Below are 19,213 nucleotides of genomic sequence, written 5' to 3' on the forward strand. Positions count from 1 at the left end.
TCCTGGCGTCCGGGTGCCTTCCCCGCCGCGACGGCGCTGATGCCGGCACGTTCCGCATCCGCCTGCTCCGCCAAGGCCCTGCCGTCGGTTGGGGAACCGGGCTGGCGGTCGGAACCGTCAGTCGTCGTCCTTGCCCGGGGTGGTCTTGGCGACCTGCATCAGGAACTCGATGTTGGTGCGCGTCTTGCGCAGCCGGTCCTGCAGGAGTTCCAGTGCCTGCTGCGCGTCGAGCGCGGCGAGCACCCGGCGCAGCTTGTGCGTGACGGCCAGCTCGTCGGGCGAGAGCAGGATCTCGTCCTTTCGGGTGCTGGAGGAGTCCACGTCCACCGCCGGGAACAGCCGCTTGTCCGCGAGCTTGCGGTCCAGCTTCAGCTCCGCGTTACCGGTGCCCTTGAACTCCTCGAAGATGACCGTGTCCATCGTGGATCCGGTCTCCACCAGCGCCGTGGCGAAGATGGTCAGCGAGCCGCCGTTCTCGATGTTGCGGGCCGCGCCGAGGAACCGCTTCGGCGGGTACAGCGCCGTGGAGTCCACACCACCGGACAGGATTCGCCCGGACGCCGGGGCCGCCAGGTTGTAGGCGCGGCCCAGCCGGGTGATCGAGTCCAGCAGGACGACCACGTCGTGGCCCATCTCGACGAGCCGCTTGGCCCGCTCGATGGACAGCTCGGCGACCGTGGTGTGGTCCGACGGCGGCCGGTCGAAGGTGGAGGCGATGACCTCACCCTTGACCGAGCGCTGCATGTCGGTGACCTCTTCCGGACGCTCGTCGGCGAGGACGACCATCAGGTGGCACTCGGGGTTGTTGGTGGTGATCGCGTTGGAGATCGCCTGCAGCACCATCGTCTTACCGGCCTTCGGCGGCGAGACGATCAGCGCGCGCTGCCCCTTGCCGACGGGCATCACCAGGTCGATGATCCGGCCGGTCAGGTTGTGCGGCTCGGTTTCGAGGCGCAGCCGCTCGTTCGGGTAGAGCGGGGTCAGCTTGTGGAACTCGGGACGGTTCTTCGACGCGTCCGGCTCCAGGCCGTTGATGGAGTCCACCCGCACCAGCGGGTTGAACTTCTGCCGCTGCTGCTCGCCTTCCCGGGGCTGCCGGATGACGCCCTTGATGGCGTCGCCACGGCGCAGCCCGTACTTGCGGACCAGCGACAGCGACACGTAGACGTCGTTCGGGCCAGCCAGGTAGCCGGAGGTGCGCACGAAAGCGTAGTTCTCCAGCACGTCCAGGATGCCGGCCACCGGCAGCAGCACGTCGTCCTCGCGGACCTCCGGCTCGCTGCCGCCCTCGCCGCGGCCGCGGTTGCGGCGGCGGTCGCGGAACCGGCGGCCACGCCCCCGACGACCACCCTCGTCGTCATCGTCGTCCTGCTGCCGGTTGTCGCGGTCCCGGTCCTGCCGGTTGCCGCGCTCCGGGCGGTCGCCCCGGTCCTGGCGGTCCCCCCGGTTGTCCCGGTCCTGCCGGTCTCCCCGGTCCTGACGGTCCCCCCGGTTGTCCCGCTCCTGGCGGTCTCCCCGGTCCTGGCGGTTGTCCCGCTCCTGACGGCTCTCGCGGCTGTCCGACTTGCGCTCGCGCTGCTCGTCGCCGCCCGATTCGGCGGCCGTGCCGGCCCGCCCGGACGAGCGGCGCCGGCGGTTGCCGCCGCGCCGGTTGTCGTCCTCACCGGCGGGCTCGGCGGCCTGCGCGCGGCGGCCGCGGCCGCGGGTGGGAGCCCCGTTGGTGCCGGACTCGGCCGCGGTCTCGCGCGGGGCGGCCTCGGTCTCGGTCTCGTCCAGCGCCGGCTGGTGGGCCTTGGCGGCCGGGGCTTCCTCGGCGCGGGCCGAGCTCTTCTTGGTGGAGCGGGTCCGCGGCGCCGTGGTGCCGCCCTGCTTCTCCTTGATGGCGGCGATCAGGTCGCCCTTGCGCAGACCACCAGTCTCGATCCCCAGTTCCCCCGCGAGTTGGCGCAGTTCGGCAAGAACCATGCCGGAGAGTCCGCCGCGTCGCCGCGGGGTGCCGTTGGCCTCGGATTCCTGCTGGCCAGCCGAAGAGGCGTTCGTCGCCTCGCTGCTCAACAGTTCGGTGTTGCTCACGAATGTCCTTCCTGACCGGACCGCGCCTCCTACGCGACCCAGCGGATTGCCCGCCCGCTCTGGAGTGCGGGCGGCCGGTGTGTGCTACCAGCCCTTTTTGCCGGTCGGGTCAGCTCCGCGCACGCGGCGCGACCGATTTCGGCGATGGCTCGGGGAACCAGCAGCACCGGGCGGTGGGAGGTACCCGGCTCGCGTGGTCCATGTGCGACGCATCCACTCCGATCCACACGTGCCGATGCACGCCCTGCTGCCGCCTCATTCCAGGAATCCCCGACTCAACTTCGTGCCCCGGTGGTGAACCGGGAAGCTGCGGGACATCGAGTCGGCGTCATGGTCACCTTGGGGGCCACACCGTGGAACTTAAAGCCCCCACCCCGACATCGGCAACGGATGCGCACCGCCGATCGTCCCGAAGCGAACTCGATTGAGTTGAGAACTCCTGCCTCGGTCACCGCGACCGCCGAACCCGCTAAGTTGATCTTCACCCGTGGCGGGTGGAGTTCAATTCACAGCGGGAGATGCGTCCCGGAAAACGATGTCCCGGGCACGGCACCGGCGCCCTGGGCGCGGTGACTGATTGACCTTGAGGGTAGACGCCCCGTAGTTCGGGTGCAACAACCCCCTGGGCGTGTGGCACGCCCGCACTGATCACGTCGTCGGTAGCTGCCCAGCTGGAGTCACTGTTGGCGACCGATGACACTTCCTTTGTACCACTCGACTCCAAGGCGGCCGACTCCGGGGCCGTGAACAGGGCTTTTCCGGCCCGGTTCACGGCCGCCGGTCAGGCCTGCGGCTCGACCCGCACGCCGATCGCATCGACCGGAAGGCGCAGTTCGTCGAAGCCGTTCGGCGCAATGTCGGCGGGAAGCTCCCCGCCGGGTGGAAACGCCAGTACGGTCGGTCCCGCACCGGACACGGCGGCGGCGATGCCGGCCGAGCGCAACCGGCGGACCAGCTCGATGGTCTCCGGCCACGCCGACTCGCGGTAGTCCTGGTGCAGCCGGTCGTCGGTGGCGGCCAGCAACAGCGCCGGATCACTGGTGATGGCGTGCACCGCCAGCGCCGCGCGACCGGCCGCGAACGCCGCGTCGGCGTGCGGAACCCGTTCGGGCAGCAGGCCGCGGGTGGTGTGCGTCGACGACTCCGCTTGGGGGACAAGGACGATCGGTGACACGCCCGGGTGCGGGTCCATCCGGACCGCGTGGAAGCGCCCGGATTCCTGCCAGGCGACGACGAATCCGCCGAGCAGGCTCGCCGCGGCGTTGTCCGCGTGCCCCTCCCGGACCGCGGCCATCTGCAGCACGCGGTCGGCGTTTTCCTTCTCCCGCAAGTCGAATCCGGCGAGCCCGAAGGCGGCGGCGACCCCGGCGACGATGGCCGCCGCCGAGGAACCCAGCCCGCGGGAGTGCGGAATCGCGTTCTGGCAGTGCAACCGCAGCGCGGGGGCCGGGAAACCCAGTTCGGCCAACGCCTTGTGGATGACCCGCACCACCAGGTGACGCTCGTCGGTGGGCAGGGCGGCGGCGCCCTGCCCTTCCACCGACACGCTCGCCGAACCCGCGGCGCCGTCGACGACCCGCACGGAAACCTTGTCGTGCAAGGACAACGCCAGACCCAGGGCGTCGAATCCGGAGCCGAGGTTCGCGGTAGAGGCGGGCACCGTCACCCGGACGGCCGACACCGGCAGTCCGGTCATGCCAGTTCCAGCGCGGTGGCGACCGCGCCCGGGTCCACCGGCAGCGGCTCGACCTCGACCATGCCGGACAGCGCGGTGTCCGGGTCCTTCAGGCCGTGGCCGGTCACCGTGCACACCACGACCGAGCCCGCCGGGAGGCGGCCGTCGGCGGCGGTGGCGAGCAGCCCGGCGACGCTGGAAGCCGAGGCGGGCTCGACGAAAACGCCTTCCCGCGAGGCGAGCGTCCGGTAGGCGGCGAGGATCTGCTCGTCGGTCACCGCCTCGAACAGCCCGCCGGACTCGTCCTTCGCGCGCACCGCGCCCGCCCACGACGCCGGGCTGCCGACCCGGATCGCGGTCGCGATGGTCTCCGGCTGCGCGACGGGCTGGCCGTGCACCAGCGGCGCGGCACCGGCGGCCTGGAAGCCGAACATGCGGGGCGTGCGCTCGATGACGCCGTCACCGGCGTACTCGGTGTAGCCCTTCCAGTAGGCGGTGATGTTGCCGGCGTTGCCGACCGGCAGGCAGTGCACGTCGGGCGCCCGGCCGAGCACGTCGCAGATCTCGAACGACGCGGTCTTCTGGCCCTCCAGCCGCACCGGGTTCACCGAGTTGACCAGGGTCACCGGGTGTTCGGCGGAGGTCTTGCGGGCCAGCTCCAGGCAGTCGTCGAAGTTGCCCTGGACCTGCAGGATCTTCGCGCCGTGCACCACCGCCTGGGCGAGCTTGCCCAGCGCGATCTTGCCCTGCGGCACCAGCACCGCCGAGGTCAGCCCGGCGCGGGCGGCGTAGGCCGCGGCCGAGGCGGAGGTGTTGCCGGTGGAGGCGCAGATGACCGCCTTGCTGCCCTCGGCGAGAGCGTGCGTGATGGCCACGGTCATGCCCCGGTCCTTGAACGACCCGGTGGGGTTGGCGCCCTCGACCTTCAGGTAGACGGTGCAGCCGGTGAGCTCGGAGAGGTGGTGGGCGGGCACCAGCGGGGTGTTGCCCTCCTGCAGGGTCACGATGCGCGCCCCGTCCGGGACCGGGACCCGGTCCCGGTACGCCTCGATCAGGCCGGGCCATCCGGCGCCGGATCGCACCGGCGCACCCTGGATGTTCGTCACGACGATTCACCTTCCACGCGCATCACGCTGACCACCTCGCGCACCACCGGTAGCTGCGCGATCTTGTCCACTGTGGACTTGAGTGCCGCGTCGGCAGCCGTGTGGGTGACCACCACGAGGCTGGCCTCCGCGCCCCGGCCCTGCTGACGCACCACCGAAATGCTCACATCGTGCTCGTTGAACATGGCCGCGACCTGCGAGAGCACGCCCGGTTTGTCGGCCACATCGAGGCTGATGTGGTAGCGGGTGGGGGTCATGCCCATCGGGCGCATCGGCAGCTGCGCGTGCGCCGACTCCCGGGGCCCCCGGCCCGCCACGACCAGGTTGCGAGCGACCGCGACGAGGTCGCCGAGCACCGCGCTGGCGGTCGGCGCTCCCCCGGCGCCCTGACCGTAGAACATCAGCTGCCCGGCGGCCTCGGCCTCCACGAACACCGCGTTGAAGGCGTCGCCGACGCCGGCCAGCGGGTGGCTGCGCGGGATCATCGCCGGGTGCACGCGGGCGGACACCGACTCGGTGCCGTTCTCGTCGACCACCCGCTCGCAGATCGCCAGCAGCTTCACGGTGCGGTCCAGGGTGCGGGCGGCGGCGATGTCGCCGGGCGTCACCGCCGAGATGCCCTCCCGGTAGACGTCGCTGGCGGTCACCCGGGTGTGGAAGGCCAGCGACGCCAGGATCGCGGCCTTCGCCGCGGCGTCGAAGCCGTCCACGTCGGCGGTCGGATCCGCCTCGGCGTAGCCCAGCCGCCCGGCCTCGTCCAGCGTCTCGGAGTAGCCGGCGCCGGTGGAGTCCATCGCGGAAAGGATGTAGTTCGTGGTGCCGTTGACGATGCCCATGACCCGGTTGATCCGGTCCCCGGCCAACGACTCGCGCAGCGGGCGCAACAGCGGGATCGCGCCCGCCACGGCCGCCTCGAAGTAGATGTCGGCACCCGAAGCGTCCGCCGCCGCGTACAGCTCGGAGCCGTGCTCGGCGAGCAGCGCCTTGTTCGCCGTCACCACCGACTTGCCGGACTTCAGCGCGGTCAGCAGCAGCGAGCGCGCCGGCTCGATGCCGCCGATCAGCTCCACGATGACGTCGACATCGCCCTCCACCAACGCATGCGCGTCGGTGGTCAGCAGGTGCTGGGGCACGTCGGGATGCTTGTGCGGGCGGCGCACCGCCACCCCGGTCACCAGCATCGGCGCGCCGGTTCGCGCGGCGAATTCCTCCGGTTGGTCCTGCAACAGGCGCAGCACCTCGGTTCCGACGGTCCCGCACCCCAAGAGTGCGACCCTGATCGGTTCACGGTCCTGGCTCACTCACACCTCCAGCCGGAGCAGGTCGTCCTCGGTCTCCCTGCGCAGCAGCAACCGCGCCTGACCATCGCGAACCGCCACGACGGGCGGCTTGGGCAGGCGGTTGTAGTTGCTGGCCATCACGTAGCAGTAGGCGCCGGTGGCGGCGACTGCCAACAGGTCTCCTGGAGCAATGTCCTCCGGCAACCAGCAGTCGCGCACCACTACGTCACCGGATTCACAGTGTTTGCCCACGATGCGGGACAGCACGGCGGGCGCCTCGGCCGCGCGCGACACCAGCCGGCAGTCGTAGACGGCGTCGTAGAGCGAGGTGCGGATGTTGTCGCTCATGCCGCCGTCCACGCTGACGTACTTGCGGTGCACGTCGCTGCCGAGCGCCACGTCCTTGATGGTGCCGACCTCGTAGACGGTCACCATGCCGGGGCCGACGATCGCGCGGCCGGGCTCGACGGCGATCTTGGGCACGGGGATGCCCGCGTTGTCGGCTTCCTTGCCGACGATCTCGTGCAGCCGGATCGCCAGCTGCTCGGGCGGCAGCGGGTCGTCGTCGGCGGTGTAGGCGATGCCCAGCCCGCCACCGAGATCCACAGTGGACGCGCTGGCCAGCGCCTCGGCACCGTGCTCCTCGCGCAGCTCGGCGAGCAGCCGGACCACCCGGTGCGCGGCCAGTTCGAAGCCGTCCACGTCGAAGATCTGCGAGCCGATGTGGCTGTGCAGGCCGGACAGCACCAGCGAATCGGTCTTGAGCACCCGGTGCACCGCCTCGGCGGCCTGCCCGTTGGCCAGCGAGAAACCGAACTTCTGGTCCTCGTGCGCGGTCGCGATGAACTCGTGGGTGTGGGCCTCGACGCCGACGGTGACGCGCACCAGCACGTGCTGGCGGACGCCGCGCTCGGTGGCGATGTGGTCCAGCCGGGCGATCTCGTGGAACGAGTCCAGCACCACGGAGCCGACCCCGGCCTCGACCGCTGCGGTCAGCTCGGCGACGGACTTGTTGTTTCCGTGGAAGGTGATCCGCTCGGCGGGGAACCCGGCGCGCAGCGCCACGGCGAGCTCGCCGCCGCTGCACACGTCCAGGCTCAAGCCTTCCTCGGCGACCCACTTGGCGACCTCGGTGCACAGGAACGCCTTCGACGCGTAGTGCACGGCGGACGGGTCGCCGAACGCTTCGGCGTAGTCGCGGCAGCGCGACCGGAAATCGTCCTCGTCGAGCACGAACAGCGGCGTGTCGAAACGCTCGACGAGCTCGCGGACGTCGATGCCGGCGAACCGGACGACGCCGTCGGCGCCGCGCTCACTGTTGCGCGGCCAAACGTTCGGGTGCAGCAGGTCAACTTCGTCCGCGGTCGCCGGGACGGGTCCCGCGGTGTTGCCGGGCAGCACGACATCGGCGTGCCGCGGCCCGGCGGGATGGGCGCGCATCTACAGCTCCTTCGCGCAGCCTGCCGCTGGACAGGCCGTTGTTGCATTCATCTGCTCGCGTGCGCCCTACATCTTGTCCGGGGCGCTGACCCCGAGCAGGCCTAGGCCATTGGCGAGGACCTGGCGGGTCGCCTCGCACAGCTGCAGCCGGGCGATGGTCAGCGGGCTCGCCTGGTCGTCACCGGGCTGCAGCACGCGGCACGCGTCGTAGAACTTGTGGTACGCGGCGGCCACGTCCTCCAGGTAGCGGGCCACCCGGTGCGGTTCCCGCAGCTGGGCGGCCGACAGCACCACGCGCGGGAATTCGCCCAGGGTGCGGATCAGGTCGCCCTCACGTTCGTGGGTGAGCAGCGACAGGTCGGCGTTCTCCACCGCCCCGCGCTCGATGCCGAGCGAGGCGGCGTTGCGCTGCAACGAGGACAGCCGGGCGTGCGCGTACTGCACGTAGAAGACCGGGTTCTCGTTGGTGCGCTTGCTGATCAGGTCCAGGTCGATGTCCACCGCGGAGTCCGCGGAGGACCGGATCAGCGAGTAGCGGGCCGCGTCCACGCCCACCGCGTCGACGAGGTCCTCCAGTCTCACGACGGTGCCCGCGCGCTTGCTCATCCGCACCGGCTTGCCGCCGCGCATCAGGTTCACCATCTGCCCGATGAGCACCTCGACGACGGCCGGGTCGTCGCCCAGCGCCGCGGCGGCGGCCTTCAGCCGGGCGATGTAGCCGTGGTGGTCGGCGCCCAGCATGTAGATGCACAGGTCGAAGCCGCGGCTGCGCTTGTCCCGCAGGTAGGCCACGTCACCGGCGATGTAGGCGGGCGCGCCGTCGCTCTTGATCAGCACGCGGTCCTTGTCGTCGCCGTACTCGGTGGAACGCAGCCACCAGGCGCCGTCGGCGAAGTACACGTGGCCGGACTTCTTCATCTCCTCGACGCACTCGGCGACCGCGCCGGAGATGTGCAGCGAGTCCTCGTGGAAGAACACGTCGAAGTCGGTGCCGAACTCGTGCAGGCTCTGCTTGATCTCGTCGAACATCAGCCCGACGCCGACGCGGCGGAACGCTTCGTGCCGCTCCGCCTCGGGCAGCTCCAGGGCGTTCGGCTCGGCCTTGAGCACGGCCGCGGCGATGTCGGCGATGTAGTCGCCGCCGTAGCCGTCCTCCGGCGCGGGCTCGCCCTTGGCGGCGGCGAGCAGCGACCGCACGAACCGGTCGATCTGCGCGCCAGCGTCGTTGAAGTAGTACTCGCGGGTCACCTCGGCGCCCTGCGCGGCCAGCACCCGGCCGAGCGCGTCGCCGACCGCGGCCCACCGGGTGCCGCCCAGGTGGATCGGGCCGGTCGGGTTGGCGGAGACGAACTCCAGGTTGACCTTCAGCGCCGAGTAGAGCTCGCCGCGGCCGTAGCCGGCGGAGCTGGTCAGCACCTCGCGCACGATCTGGCCCTGCGCGTCGGCGGCCAGCCGCAGGTTCAGGAAGCCGGGCCCGGCGACGTCGACGGAGTCGATCGCGTCCTGTCCGGTCAGCGCCTCGGCGAGCCAGCCGGCGAGATCGCGCGGGGACACACCGGCCTTCTTGGCGACCTGCATGGCCACGTTGGTCGCGTAGTCGCCGTGCTCCGGGTTGCGAGGTCGCTCGACCGTCACCGCCTCGGGCAGCACGGAGGTGTCCAGGCCCCTTGCGGAGAGGACCTCGACGGCAGTGTTGCGGACCAGTTCTGCGAGCGCGGCGGGAGTCACCTTATGCAGTCTAAGGAAGCGTCCGCGCTGTTCAGCCAATGGGTCGGGCAGCGGTGAGCCGGGGATAACACGCCGCGTGATCGACTCGTCACTCTGGTGTGAGAACGTGATGGCGAGCATTGGACGCACGGCCACCCGCAGCGCCCGCAATCTCTACACTGACGGGCCGGATCCCCCCGGTGATTCTTGGCGAGACGAGGTTTGCGAACAGCATGGCGAACAGGAAGAGCAAAGCGGTGCGCGGCGCCGTGGTGCACCAGCGGTCGATCCCCTGGATGCTGATCTCCGGCGTCACCGTCGTGGCGGTTTTCGCGGCCGTGATCTTCGGGTACGCGTACAACCGGTGGTCGGGGCAGGAGTCCGTCCGGCAGGCCCAGGCCGAAGCGGAGAAGGCCACCGAGGCGTTCAAGCCGTCGCCGCAGAACCCGGACCCGTCCAAGACGATCCCCGGCGTCACCCTCGTCAACTACCCGGGGCAGATCCACGTCCGCCCGGACCAGCGGGTGGCCTACGACCACACGCCGTCGTTCGGCGGCCCGCACGACGGCATCTGGGCCGACTGCACCGGCGTGGTCTACCCGGAGGCGGTGCGCACCGAGAACATGGTGCACTCGCTGGAGCACGGTGCGGTGTGGATCGCCTACAACCCGGAGCGGGTCGATGAGGCCGGCCTGGAGCGGCTCAAGGCCCGCGTCGACGGCAAGCCCTACTCGATGATGTCGCCGTTCCCTGGCCTGGACAGCCCGATCTCGCTGCAGTCCTGGGGCCACCAGCTCAAGGTCGACCGCGCCGACGACCAGCGCATCGACCAGTTCATCACCGCGCTGCGGCTGAACAACAACGGCGTCTACCCGGAGATCGGCGGCTCCTGCCAGGCCTACCCGGGCGCGTTCGACACGAACAACCCGCCGAAGTTCGACCCGACCCCGCCCGGCCCGGACGCGATCCCGATGGACGGCCGCGGCGCCAGCGCCGCCACCGGCGAGATGGGCCAGTGACCCGTGTCGGCTGAGGCACGACGGCCGCTGCCGGCCCGCATCTTCGTGGCCATCGCGGCGGCGGTCGCCCTGCTGCTGCTGGGGGCGGCGCTCGGTCTGCTGATCCGAGTGCCGTCCTTCGACAGCGCCGAACCACAGCCGGCGGCGGTGGACATCGGCTTCGCGCAGGACATGTCCATGCACCACCAGCAGGCGGTGACCATGGCGACGCTCGCACGTGAGCACGCCGCCGACGTCGCCGTGCGCCAGCTGGCGTTCGACATCGAGACCAACCAGCGCGACCAGATCGGCCGGATGCAGGGCTGGCTCAGCCTGTGGGGCCAGTCCGCGCAGGCCGTCGGCCCGCTGATGACGTGGATGACGGCGGACGGCGGCCACGAGCACAACGCCCCGGCGGCCGCGCAGTCGGAGTCCGGCGGGCTGATGCCCGGTATGGCCACCAGCGCGGAGATGTCGCGGCTGCAGTCACTGCGCGGACCGGAATTCGACGTGTACTTCCTGCAGCTGATGCTGCGCCACCACGAGGGCGGCGCACCGATGGCGGACTACGGAGCGACGCACGCAGCGGTCCCGGCGGTCCGCGAGCTGGCGAAGAACATGCTCGGCTCCCAACGCAGCGAGAGCGATCTCATGCGCTCGATGCTCTCCGAGCGAGGCGCCCAGCCGCTGCGCTGACGCGCGAGCATGGGAACCTTCCTGTCACCCGGCGGCCGTCACCAGGTCAAAGCCTGACAGCGCTTGGCGCATTCGGCGGGCTCGACCTGCAGGGTCGCGTGGTCGATCTGGTAGCGCTCGGCCAGGACCCGCTGGGCCGCGACCAGCACGCCGCCGTGGTCGGCGCCGGCTCCGGTGGTGAGGTGGGCGGAGGCGACCTCCATGCCCGAGGTGAGGGTCCACACGTGCAGGTCGTGCACCTCGGTGACCGACGGCAGCGCGGTGAGATCGGCCCGCAGCTTCTGCACGTCCACGCCCTCCGGCGCCTGCTGGACGAGGATCCGCAGCGCCTGCCGCGCCAGCTTCCAGGTGCGCGGCAGCACGAAGAGGCCAACGGCGACCGCGACGATCGGGTCGGCCAGATACCAACCGAAAGCCCAGGTAACCGCGCCACCGATCAACACGCCGACGGAGCCGATGGTGTCCGCGAGCACCTCGAGGTAGGCGCCGCGCACGTTCAGGCTCTCGTTCGCGCCGCGCCGCAGCAGCGCGAACACCACGAGGTTGGCGGCCAGCCCGGCGGCGGCGGTCAGCATCATCGGCACGCCGGCGACCTCCGGCGGCTCCTGGAACCGGGCGATGGACTCGTAGAGGATGTAACCGGCGACGCCGAACAGCAGCACGGCGTTGGCGAGCGCGGCGAGCACTTCCATGCGGTAGAGACCGAAGGTCCGCTTGCCCTCGGCAGGTCGCCGGGCCGCCGTGATCGCGGCCAGCGCCATCCCGACACCGAGCACGTCGGTGAGCATGTGCCCGGCATCGGAGAGCAGCGCCAGCGATGACGTGAGGAACCCGACCACCGCTTCCAGGACGAAGAACGCGAGCAAGATCGCGAACGATGCGGCCAACCGCCGCACGTAGCGGCCGGATGCGCTGACCGCATCGGCGGCCGAGCCGTGCCCATGCCCCTGACCCATCGACCGTCCTCCTCACGCGTCTCTCGCTGTTACATAGTGAAGTATGCATGAGTGCACGCGTCAAGTCCGGCCGTCCCGCCCACCGGGATGCGAGAATGGGAACTTTCCTGTCAACGGTGACAGGAAGGTTCCCATGCTCCAACCTCGCCGCGAAGGTGCAGTGAACTGCGGGGCGAAAGCAAACGGACCCCCGTCGAAGGGGATCTGCCGGGTGCGCTAAGCTAACGATCGTCCGCAGCGACAAGCCCTCGTAGCTCAGCGGATAGAGCACTGCCCTCCGGAGGCAGGTGTCACAGGTTCGAGTCCTGTCGAGGGCGCACTGAAATCGGCCTCTGGCGAGTTCCACTCACCAGGGGCCGATTTCGTTATGCAGCAACCAATATCGACCCGCCACTCACCTGGTGGTGTAGGCGCCGCCGTTCACGTGCAGGGTCTGCCCGGTGATGTGGCGCGCACCCTCGGATGCCAGGAAGTGCACGGTTTCGGCGATGTCGCCCGGACGTCCCGGGCGGCCGTTGTGGGTCGCGTCGATCAGGGCGGTTCGCCGCTGTTCGCTGAGCTGCCCGTGGAAGAACTCGGTTTCCTCGATGTAGCCGGGCGCGATCAGATTGGCCGTCAGCCCCTTCGGCCCCACCTCCGCGGACAGCCCGGCGTTCCAGGCCGCCAGTGCCGCCTTCGCCGCCCCGTAAGAGGTCGAGGCGTGTTCGGCGGCGATGGAACCGATGTTGATGATGGTGCCGCCCGGCCGAAACTTGTCGAGCACGGCCGCCGTGGTGAACACGGCGCTGAGCAGGTTGGCATCCAGGTTCGCCTGCCACGCGGCCATCACCTCCTCGAGATTTTCCGGCTCCCCGGGCCGCTCGAAGTCGGTGTTGCCGCCGGCCATGTTGACCAGGACGTCGAGGTGCTCCCCGAGCTCGGCGGCCAGGTCGGCCACCTGGCGGGGATCGGTCGCGTCACAGGCCATCGACCGGACGTCGATCTCGGCCGCCGTGGCAACCAGCCGCTCCGCGTTGCGGCCGGTGATGATCACGGTGTCGCCGTCGGCGCGGAACTTTGCCGCCACCGCCTTGCCGATCCCGGTACTACCTCCGGTTACGAGCACGATGCGCTTCACTGAGAACTCCTAAACTGCTACGTTTAGCACTAAACGTAACGCGGGAGGCGGCAGATGTCCAACACCCCAGGAGCCGGGGACTATCCGCTCAACCAGGCCGCCACGTGGCCCACAGCGGACATCGCAACGGCATGGCAACGCGAACTTCCCGGCGTGGACACCGATTCCATCGGAGTCATCACGCCGATCTGGCGCATCGCCAAAGTCCTCGCCGACGAACGGCGGCGCACCCTGAGCAGGCTCGGGATCGATCCGTCCACACTCGACCTGCTCAGCGTGATCCGCCGCGCCGGGCCGCCGTACGAACTCACGACCCGCGAGATCACCCGCCGGACACTGGTCACCCCGGGCGCGATCTCCCAGCGAATCGCCCGAGCCGAGCAAGCCGGACTGGTCGCGCGATCACCCTCAACCGCCTCGCGCCGGGCGGTCGCCGTCCGGCTGACCGACGCGGGCCACCGCCTCATCGAAACCACCGTGCGGGAGCTGCTCGAACACGAATCGCAGTTGATCGGCGCGCTCACCGCAGCCGAACGCTCATCCCTCACCGGGTTTCTCGCCAAGCTCGAACATTCACTCGTCGAGCCATCGCAGGACGAACCGGCTGAATGAACTTCGTCCACTTCGGATGACCTCGGCCCGACGACCGGAGGAATCGTCAGGATTCTTCGCACCTCGGCTCCACCTCTCCCCGACCTCCGACGGCGAGAGGATGATAGGAAGGTTCCCATCCTCCACCCCAAACAAGACATTTCCGGCCGCAGGTGACAGGAAGGTTCCCATGCTGCGCCTCGGCAACGCGTGATCCGCGACGCGGAGCCCGCTGCTGAACCTGTCCACTGTGGCCACCGTCGATAAGGTGGGGCCATGGCGGTTGCGAGGCCTCGGTGAGCGCGGGCAAGCGGCTCGGGATGCTGCTGATGATGGTCATCGTCGGTGGAGCGGCCGGGATGGGCGTCATGGCGGGGCTTGGCGCGGCGACGACGTTGGGCCGCGCTCACCGCCATGTTCTGCTTCATGGCGGCATCTGGCGGCGCGTTGCGCCCCGATCTACGACTGCTCGCGGTGCTCGCGCCGGCGATGGTGCTGGCCGTCGCGGTGCCCCGCCTGATGGCCGAGGTGTCGAGCTGGGCCTCGATCGCGCTGGTCGTGGTCGTCGTGTTCGTTGCCGGTCTGCTGCCGGCGTTGGGGCAGCGCTTCGTCCAGGTTGGGCTCGGCTTGGGCATGGCGGCCCTGTTCAGCTACGGAGTCCAACTCACCGGAACCGCCACGCACATCCAGATCGTCGCGGCTCCGGTGTTGGCCGTGGTCTGGGTCTTGTTGCTCCGCCTGTTGCTCGGCGCCAAGGACCCGAGCGGGCCGACGAGAGCCGCACTGGCCGACGCGTTGGCCGATGAGCAGCCAATCGACCCGGCGGAAGCCCTGCGCAAGTGGCACTCCGACCGGCCGGCGCGCTGGACCGGGCAAGTGCTGTTCGCGACCATGCGCTACCGCACCATCCTCGGCGTTCTCGACGATCGCCGTCGGCATCTGCCGCTCCACGACGCCGAAGAACTGGATGCCGCGCTGGATGCCGCGCGCGAGGAGGCAGCCAGGCTGGCCGACGCCGTGCGCGCGCCCACCTCACCCGAACTGTCTGACGACAACCGACCGGCAATCCTCGAACTTCCCGGCGGCACCAGCGCCCTGATCTCCCGCATGTGGGACGAGCTGGCCGAGATCCGCACTGCGGCCGTGGCTCGGGACGCCACTCGGGTCGAGGTGCCCACGACAATCCGCCAGGTGCTGGTGAAGACCTCGCGCGGCACGTTGTCCTGGCGGTCGACGCAACTCCGGCATGCGGTGCGCTGCGCGCTTGGTGTGCTGATCGCACTCGTGATCGCGAGCTTCCGGCCCGGAGATCCGCTCACCGTCGCGTTCCTGATGACGATCTTCGCGATCATGCAGCCGGAATGGCATGACAGCCTGGCGAAAGCGCGCGAACGCGTCATGGGTGCGCTCGCTGGATCCGTGGTGCTGGCCCTAGTGATCTGGCTGCTTCCGCAGGCTGCGCTGGCACCGGTGGCCCTGATCGCGCTGCTGATCGGTTTCTGGTTCATGCGAACGCAGCCCGTGGTTTTCAACGGGTGCATCGTGCTGATGAGCGTCGGGCTCAACGCCACCACGCGCACCTGGACCCGGTATCGGTCCTCGTGGAGTACGTGGTGCTGATCCTGCTCGCCCTGGTGATCGGATTGGTGTTCGGGTTCGCGGCGATACCCGGCGTGCCCAAGCCCGGCATCAATGAGCGCTTCGCCAGCGCCCGCGACGCGATCCGGAACCTGCTGGCGCAGGTGGCGGATGTCCATCGCGGCGCCGGGCCCGATCCGCACGAGCTCGCCCAGCGCTTCCACACAGCCGTCCGGGCCCAACAGGAACTGGTCACTGCCACGCCCGGCAGCAGGCAACCGCGGCCAGACCAGCGGGAAGTGCTCGACACCGCCTACGGCAGCCTTCGCGGCCTGTTCCACCAGGCAACAGCCCTGGTCCTACTCCCACCTGACGCGTCGACCGCAACGGCTATCGACGACGCGCTTCACCTGCTCGACGACCGCAGCATGGGAACTTTCCTGCCAGAAGTGACAGGAAGGTTCCCATGCTCCAACTCCGCAGGCACCCCTGCCGCCGTCGGCGAGTCGCTGCCCAAGATCTCCGAAACCGAACTTCTGCTGGTAACGATGAACGCCGATGTTCTGCTACTGCGGCAGGTGACACCGAAGTTCATGGATTGAGCAGCCTCGGCCGCTTCGGAGAGTTCGAGCCGGCGGTCAGCGACTGGGCTCGGCGGTGCCGCCGGTGAACGATCCGATCTCGTAGAAATCGTTGATGTGGTCGCGGACGAGTTCGACGGCCCGCGAGGCGTCGTTCTCCTCGATGGCCCGCAGGATGTCTCGATGCTCGGCACGCACCGTCTTCGCAGTCGCGCGCCAATCGGCCAGCTGCTCGTAAGCATCGATCATCTGGCGTTGAATGGCGGTGCGCAGCGAACTCATCAGGTAGGAAGCCAGCGAGTTGCCCGTGGATTCCGCAATCCGCACGTGGAATTCGGTGTCCAGGCGATTGAAGTCGCGGGCGGTCAGGTCGGCCGCGTCCATCTGGTCCAGGATGCCCCGCAGCGCCTCGTGGTCCTCGCCGGTTGCGTTGCGCACCGCGTCGGCGACCGCCCACTCCTCCAGCATCAGCCGGGTGCGGAGCACATCGGTGCCGCTGAAGTGCCCGAGCGCCAGCTGCATCTTCAAGAGGATGGCGAACCCTTCGCCGGGATGACCGACGAACACCGTCCCGCCTTCGGGACCGCGGCCGGGTCGAACTTCGACGATGCCGAGCGCCTCAAGAACGCGCAGCGCCTCACGCAGCGACGGGCGGCTGACGCCGAGGAGTTGTGAAAGTTCGCGTTCGCTGGGCAGCCTGTCGCCAGGTGCGAGCAGCCCGTCCAGCATGCGCTGCTCGATCTGCGCCATGACCTGCTCGTAGGTGCGGACCTTTCGCACCGGCTCCCACGAGCTCTGGCTTGCGGAACTCACGCTTCTCCTCGATTTTCCTGCGGTGATCCCGGGGACCGCACCACCCTACGGGCGTCGCTCACCGCTGCCCGGTGTCAACCGCGCATCGTTCGTTCCAGCTCGCGCCGCAACTGCACCGCCAGCACCGAGTCGTCCACTTCGACGTCATCCCATCCGAGGACGCCGCCCTGGGGAATGTCGTTGCGCAGCTTGACGCCGCTCGCCAATCCCATCGGCAACGCACCGAGCTTCAGCGACACCTCGGCCGGGGCGAGCTTGCCGTGAACCATGTAGCCACCCTCTCCGTCGAGGACTTCACCGGCCTTCAGCGCGCGCTTTGCAACCGAGATGACGTCGCCCCGGAATCCCGTCGGGCACCCGGTCGGCTCGCCGCGCACAGCGGCCGAAGCGATGCTGACGCCCAGTTCGAGCCCGATCAGGTGGTATGGCCGGTAAAGCGAGCCGTAGCGCCCGGTCTCATCCGTGCACACGCCGTATTCGGTGAAGCACTGGACCGCATAATCGGTGCGCGCTTCGAAGGTGACGTAGACGCCCCAGCGCAGGTCCCGCGCGACGTCGGTGCCGTCGCGGTGCAGGCTGGAGGCGATCTCGACGGTGCCCCGGCGGGTCAGCCTGCCGCCGATCTCGGCGGGCCGGAACACCGTTGACAGGTCGTCGACTCCGCAGGGCGGGAAGAGCAAACCTTCGTCCTGCGGCACCAGTCCGGTGCCGTTGGCCACGGCCGCCATCTCGATGGCCGACTTCGTCCCGTCCAGGAACGAGTTGAACATCTTCGGGTTGAAGTCCCCGCGATCCAACTGCTCCTGTGTAAAGCCGTAGTGGTCCCACACCGTGTCCGGAGTGGATGCGTGGTACTCGGGCAGGTACTTCGTGCCCTTGCCCGCGGCCACCACGTCGAAGCCCGTTGTGCGCGCCCAATCGACGAGCTCGCAGATCAGGGCGGGCTGGTCACCATAGGCCATCGAGTAGACCACCCCGGCTTCGCGAGCCCGCTCCGCGAGCAGCGGCCCCACCATGCAGTCGGCCTCGACGTTGACCATCACGACGTGCCGACCGGCGTCGATCGCGCGGACCGCGTGATGCACACCTGCCACGGGATCGCCGGTGATCTCCAGGACCACGTCCAGTCCTGGGACATCGATCAACGCATCGGCGTTGTCGGTGACATGCGTGCCTCCGCTGCGCAATGCCTCGTCAAAGCTGGCGGCCTCGTAACGCTCAGCGGGCCAACCGGTGCGCTGCAACGCGGCCCGAGCGCGCTCCGGCGCCAGGTCCGCGACACCGACGACGTGCACGGTTTCGGTGCTCAACACCTGGGTGAGAAACATCGAGGCGAACTTCCCCGCCCCGATCACACCGACCCTGACCGGCCCGCGATCCCGCGTCCGTTCGCCCAGCAACGCGTGGAGATTCATCAAACCCCTCACTGGCCATACGGTCTGACCACAACAGCCGTTGAACGTAATCCCACCCCCACACCCCGTCAACCCGCTTCAGAGGGCGACAGCATGGGAACTTTCCTGTCAACCACGCCCCGGCGGCCCAACTCAAACGGGGGCCATCACCTGCAGGTTGATTGAAAATGATTATCATTGCACCACTGGCGTGGTTTCGGCTGGCCCGGATCCGCAGCAAGGGAACCTTTCTGCCAACCAGAACGAACACGCATCACCGAATCGCTCGGAGAGGACGCGATGCAGCACAACATCGAACACCGCATCGGCGAGTACACCGTCCGCACCGCCCAGCCATCCGACGTCGACGGCGCGCGGAAGGTCATGCTCGACACCTTCTACAAAGAGTTCGGGCACGGCTACGACTCGACATGGCACTCGGACGTGATCGACATCGAGCGCACCTATCTGCAGGATCCTCGGCACGCCCTGTTCGTCGCGGTCCGCGACGGCGAGGTCGCGGCGACGACAGCGGTGCGAGCCAACGGCCCCAGCAGTCCACCGCATCCACAATGGATCGCCGACCGCTACCCGAGCGGCGAAACCGCTCAACTGTTCAGGGTGTACGTCGCCAGGACACATCGCCGACACGGTCTTGCACGCGCCCTGGTTGCGCTGGCTTGCGACTTCGTCGCCGACACGGCGGGGTATTCCGCGATCTACCTGCACACCAACCCGGAGATCGAGGGCGCCGAGCCCTTCTGGCGCGCGGTGGCGAAGGAGATCCACGACGCGCGTGGCGACGGGCGGCACAGCCAGTCCGTCCACTTCGAGATCCCGATCCCGCGCTGAACAAGCCAGACTCCAGCCACACCAGCGACAGAAAGGTTCCCATGCTCCACCCCTGGACGCTGCCATCGAACTAGGCCGGGCGCGACGGCCAACGTTCCACCTGCCGGCCATCACGCGAACCGGCAGGTTGCCGCGCGACCGCAGCGTGGGAACCTTCCTGCCATCCGGCGGCCCGCGAACGTCGTTTCGCTTCAGGGAAAATTAAGAAAAGAAAAAGGGCCGCATCGCCAAACCTGCCCCACACGCATCCAAGAACGCCAGTTACTGAGCTTCGTGTTTTAGAGTGACAGTCCGGTGTGTTGAAGGAATGAGTAGGGCAGGTGCTCGGTTGCGCGGACGCGGTCGATGCCGTGTTG

Annotated in this window: 16 protein-coding genes and 1 tRNA gene; 7 read left to right on the plus strand and 10 right to left on the minus strand. The window is 69.2% G+C overall.

Annotated features, from left to right (window positions below):
* Positions 1 to 117: 117 nt before the first annotated feature.
* The 6 genes from rho to argS form a co-directional block, all read right to left on the minus strand.
* Entirely contained in the window at positions 118 to 2,073 is a 1,956-nt protein-coding gene (gene rho / locus AB0I53_RS46095) for a transcription termination factor Rho (protein WP_358616593.1), read from the minus strand.
* 781 nt (positions 2,074 to 2,854) lie between these two features.
* Entirely contained in the window at positions 2,855 to 3,769 is a 915-nt protein-coding gene (thrB, locus tag AB0I53_RS46100) for a homoserine kinase (RefSeq protein ID WP_358616596.1), read from the minus strand.
* On the minus strand, positions 3,766 to 4,830 hold the full coding sequence (gene thrC / locus AB0I53_RS46105) for a threonine synthase (protein WP_358616632.1): 1,065 nt from the start codon (positions 4,828 to 4,830) through the stop codon (positions 3,766 to 3,768). Before thrC ends, thrB begins: the two co-directional genes overlap by 4 nt.
* Positions 4,831 to 4,850: 20 nt before the next feature.
* Positions 4,851 to 6,155: a homoserine dehydrogenase gene (locus tag AB0I53_RS46110; RefSeq protein ID WP_358616599.1), complete on the minus strand. Its 1,305-nt coding sequence runs from the start codon at positions 6,153 to 6,155 to the stop codon at positions 4,851 to 4,853.
* Positions 6,156 to 7,574 (minus strand): diaminopimelate decarboxylase, encoded by a 1,419-nt coding sequence (gene lysA / locus AB0I53_RS46115; RefSeq protein ID WP_358616601.1) that lies wholly within the window; start codon positions 7,572 to 7,574, stop codon positions 6,156 to 6,158.
* Between the two features lie 66 nt (positions 7,575 to 7,640).
* Positions 7,641 to 9,302, minus strand: a complete 1,662-nt coding sequence (gene argS, locus AB0I53_RS46120; protein WP_358616604.1) for an arginine--tRNA ligase — start codon at positions 9,300 to 9,302, stop codon at positions 7,641 to 7,643.
* 212 nt (positions 9,303 to 9,514) lie between these two features.
* On the opposite strand from argS, the gene AB0I53_RS46125 reads away from it, so the two are divergent.
* Both AB0I53_RS46125 and AB0I53_RS46130 read left to right on the plus strand, forming a co-directional pair.
* Positions 9,515 to 10,300, plus strand: coding sequence for a DUF3105 domain-containing protein (locus AB0I53_RS46125; protein WP_358616606.1), 786 nt, complete (start codon positions 9,515 to 9,517; stop codon positions 10,298 to 10,300).
* A gap of 3 nt (positions 10,301 to 10,303) precedes the next feature.
* Positions 10,304 to 10,975 (plus strand): DUF305 domain-containing protein, encoded by a 672-nt coding sequence (locus tag AB0I53_RS46130; protein WP_358616608.1) that lies wholly within the window; start codon positions 10,304 to 10,306, stop codon positions 10,973 to 10,975.
* A gap of 38 nt (positions 10,976 to 11,013) precedes the next feature.
* On the opposite strand, the gene AB0I53_RS46135 is transcribed toward AB0I53_RS46130, so the two are convergent.
* A complete protein-coding gene (locus AB0I53_RS46135; RefSeq protein ID WP_358616610.1) occupies positions 11,014 to 11,931 on the minus strand; it encodes a cation diffusion facilitator family transporter in 918 nt (305 codons plus the stop codon).
* 244 nt (positions 11,932 to 12,175) lie between these two features.
* On the opposite strand from AB0I53_RS46135, the gene AB0I53_RS46140 reads away from it, so the two are divergent.
* Positions 12,176 to 12,248 (plus strand) — tRNA-Arg (locus AB0I53_RS46140).
* Between the two features lie 77 nt (positions 12,249 to 12,325).
* Here AB0I53_RS46140 and AB0I53_RS46145 read toward each other — a convergent pair.
* Entirely contained in the window at positions 12,326 to 13,048 is a 723-nt protein-coding gene (locus tag AB0I53_RS46145; RefSeq protein ID WP_358616612.1) for an SDR family oxidoreductase, read from the minus strand.
* Between the two features lie 54 nt (positions 13,049 to 13,102).
* On the opposite strand from AB0I53_RS46145, the gene AB0I53_RS46150 reads away from it, so the two are divergent.
* The 3 genes from AB0I53_RS46150 to AB0I53_RS46160 all read left to right on the plus strand — a co-directional run bounded on the left by AB0I53_RS46150 (position 13,103) and on the right by AB0I53_RS46160 (position 15,819).
* Positions 13,103 to 13,660, plus strand: coding sequence for a MarR family transcriptional regulator (locus AB0I53_RS46150; protein WP_358616614.1), 558 nt, complete (start codon positions 13,103 to 13,105; stop codon positions 13,658 to 13,660).
* Positions 13,661 to 14,065: 405 nt separating this feature from the next.
* Positions 14,066 to 15,259, plus strand: a complete 1,194-nt coding sequence (locus AB0I53_RS46155; protein WP_358616617.1) for an FUSC family protein — start codon at positions 14,066 to 14,068, stop codon at positions 15,257 to 15,259.
* Positions 15,253 to 15,819 (plus strand): hypothetical protein, encoded by a 567-nt coding sequence (locus AB0I53_RS46160; protein ID WP_358616620.1) that lies wholly within the window; start codon positions 15,253 to 15,255, stop codon positions 15,817 to 15,819. Before AB0I53_RS46155 ends, AB0I53_RS46160 begins: the two co-directional genes overlap by 7 nt.
* A 36-nt stretch (positions 15,820 to 15,855) precedes the next feature.
* On the opposite strand, the gene AB0I53_RS46165 is transcribed toward AB0I53_RS46160, so the two are convergent.
* Positions 15,856 to 16,611 carry a FadR/GntR family transcriptional regulator gene (locus tag AB0I53_RS46165; RefSeq protein ID WP_358616623.1) on the minus strand — a complete coding sequence of 252 codons (756 nt, stop codon included), beginning with the start codon at positions 16,609 to 16,611 and terminating at the stop codon, positions 15,856 to 15,858.
* 74 nt (positions 16,612 to 16,685) lie between these two features.
* Entirely contained in the window at positions 16,686 to 18,026 is a 1,341-nt protein-coding gene (locus tag AB0I53_RS46170) for a Gfo/Idh/MocA family oxidoreductase (RefSeq protein WP_358616626.1), read from the minus strand.
* 279 nt (positions 18,027 to 18,305) lie between these two features.
* Here AB0I53_RS46170 and AB0I53_RS46175 point away from each other — a divergent pair, with 279 nt between their 5' ends.
* Positions 18,306 to 18,857: a GNAT family N-acetyltransferase gene (locus AB0I53_RS46175; protein ID WP_358616629.1), complete on the plus strand. Its 552-nt coding sequence runs from the start codon at positions 18,306 to 18,308 to the stop codon at positions 18,855 to 18,857.
* The last annotated feature ends 356 nt before the right edge of the window (positions 18,858 to 19,213 follow it).

Origin of the sequence: Saccharopolyspora sp. NPDC050389 (assembly GCF_040655595.1) — a bacterium.
Taxonomy (GTDB): domain Bacteria; phylum Actinomycetota; class Actinomycetes; order Mycobacteriales; family Pseudonocardiaceae; genus Saccharopolyspora.

What these genes read in the sequence shown, in the direction of transcription:
- AB0I53_RS46170 (WP_358616626.1), bottom strand. Translation starts at nt 18,026, where the DNA reads ATGAATCTCCACGCGTTGCTGGGCGAACGGACGCGGGATCGCGGGCCG.
- AB0I53_RS46150 (WP_358616614.1), top strand. Translation starts at nt 13,103, where the DNA reads ATGTCCAACACCCCAGGAGCCGGGGACTATCCGCTCAACCAGGCCGCC.
- AB0I53_RS46125 (WP_358616606.1), top strand. Translation starts at nt 9,515, where the DNA reads ATGGCGAACAGGAAGAGCAAAGCGGTGCGCGGCGCCGTGGTGCACCAG.
- AB0I53_RS46175 (WP_358616629.1), top strand. Translation starts at nt 18,306, where the DNA reads ATGCAGCACAACATCGAACACCGCATCGGCGAGTACACCGTCCGCACC.
- AB0I53_RS46135 (WP_358616610.1), bottom strand. Translation starts at nt 11,931, where the DNA reads ATGGGTCAGGGGCATGGGCACGGCTCGGCCGCCGATGCGGTCAGCGCA.
- thrB (WP_358616596.1), bottom strand. Translation starts at nt 3,769, where the DNA reads ATGACCGGACTGCCGGTGTCGGCCGTCCGGGTGACGGTGCCCGCCTCT.
- lysA (WP_358616601.1), bottom strand. Translation starts at nt 7,574, where the DNA reads ATGCGCGCCCATCCCGCCGGGCCGCGGCACGCCGATGTCGTGCTGCCC.
- AB0I53_RS46155 (WP_358616617.1), top strand. Translation starts at nt 14,066, where the DNA reads ATGGCGGCATCTGGCGGCGCGTTGCGCCCCGATCTACGACTGCTCGCG.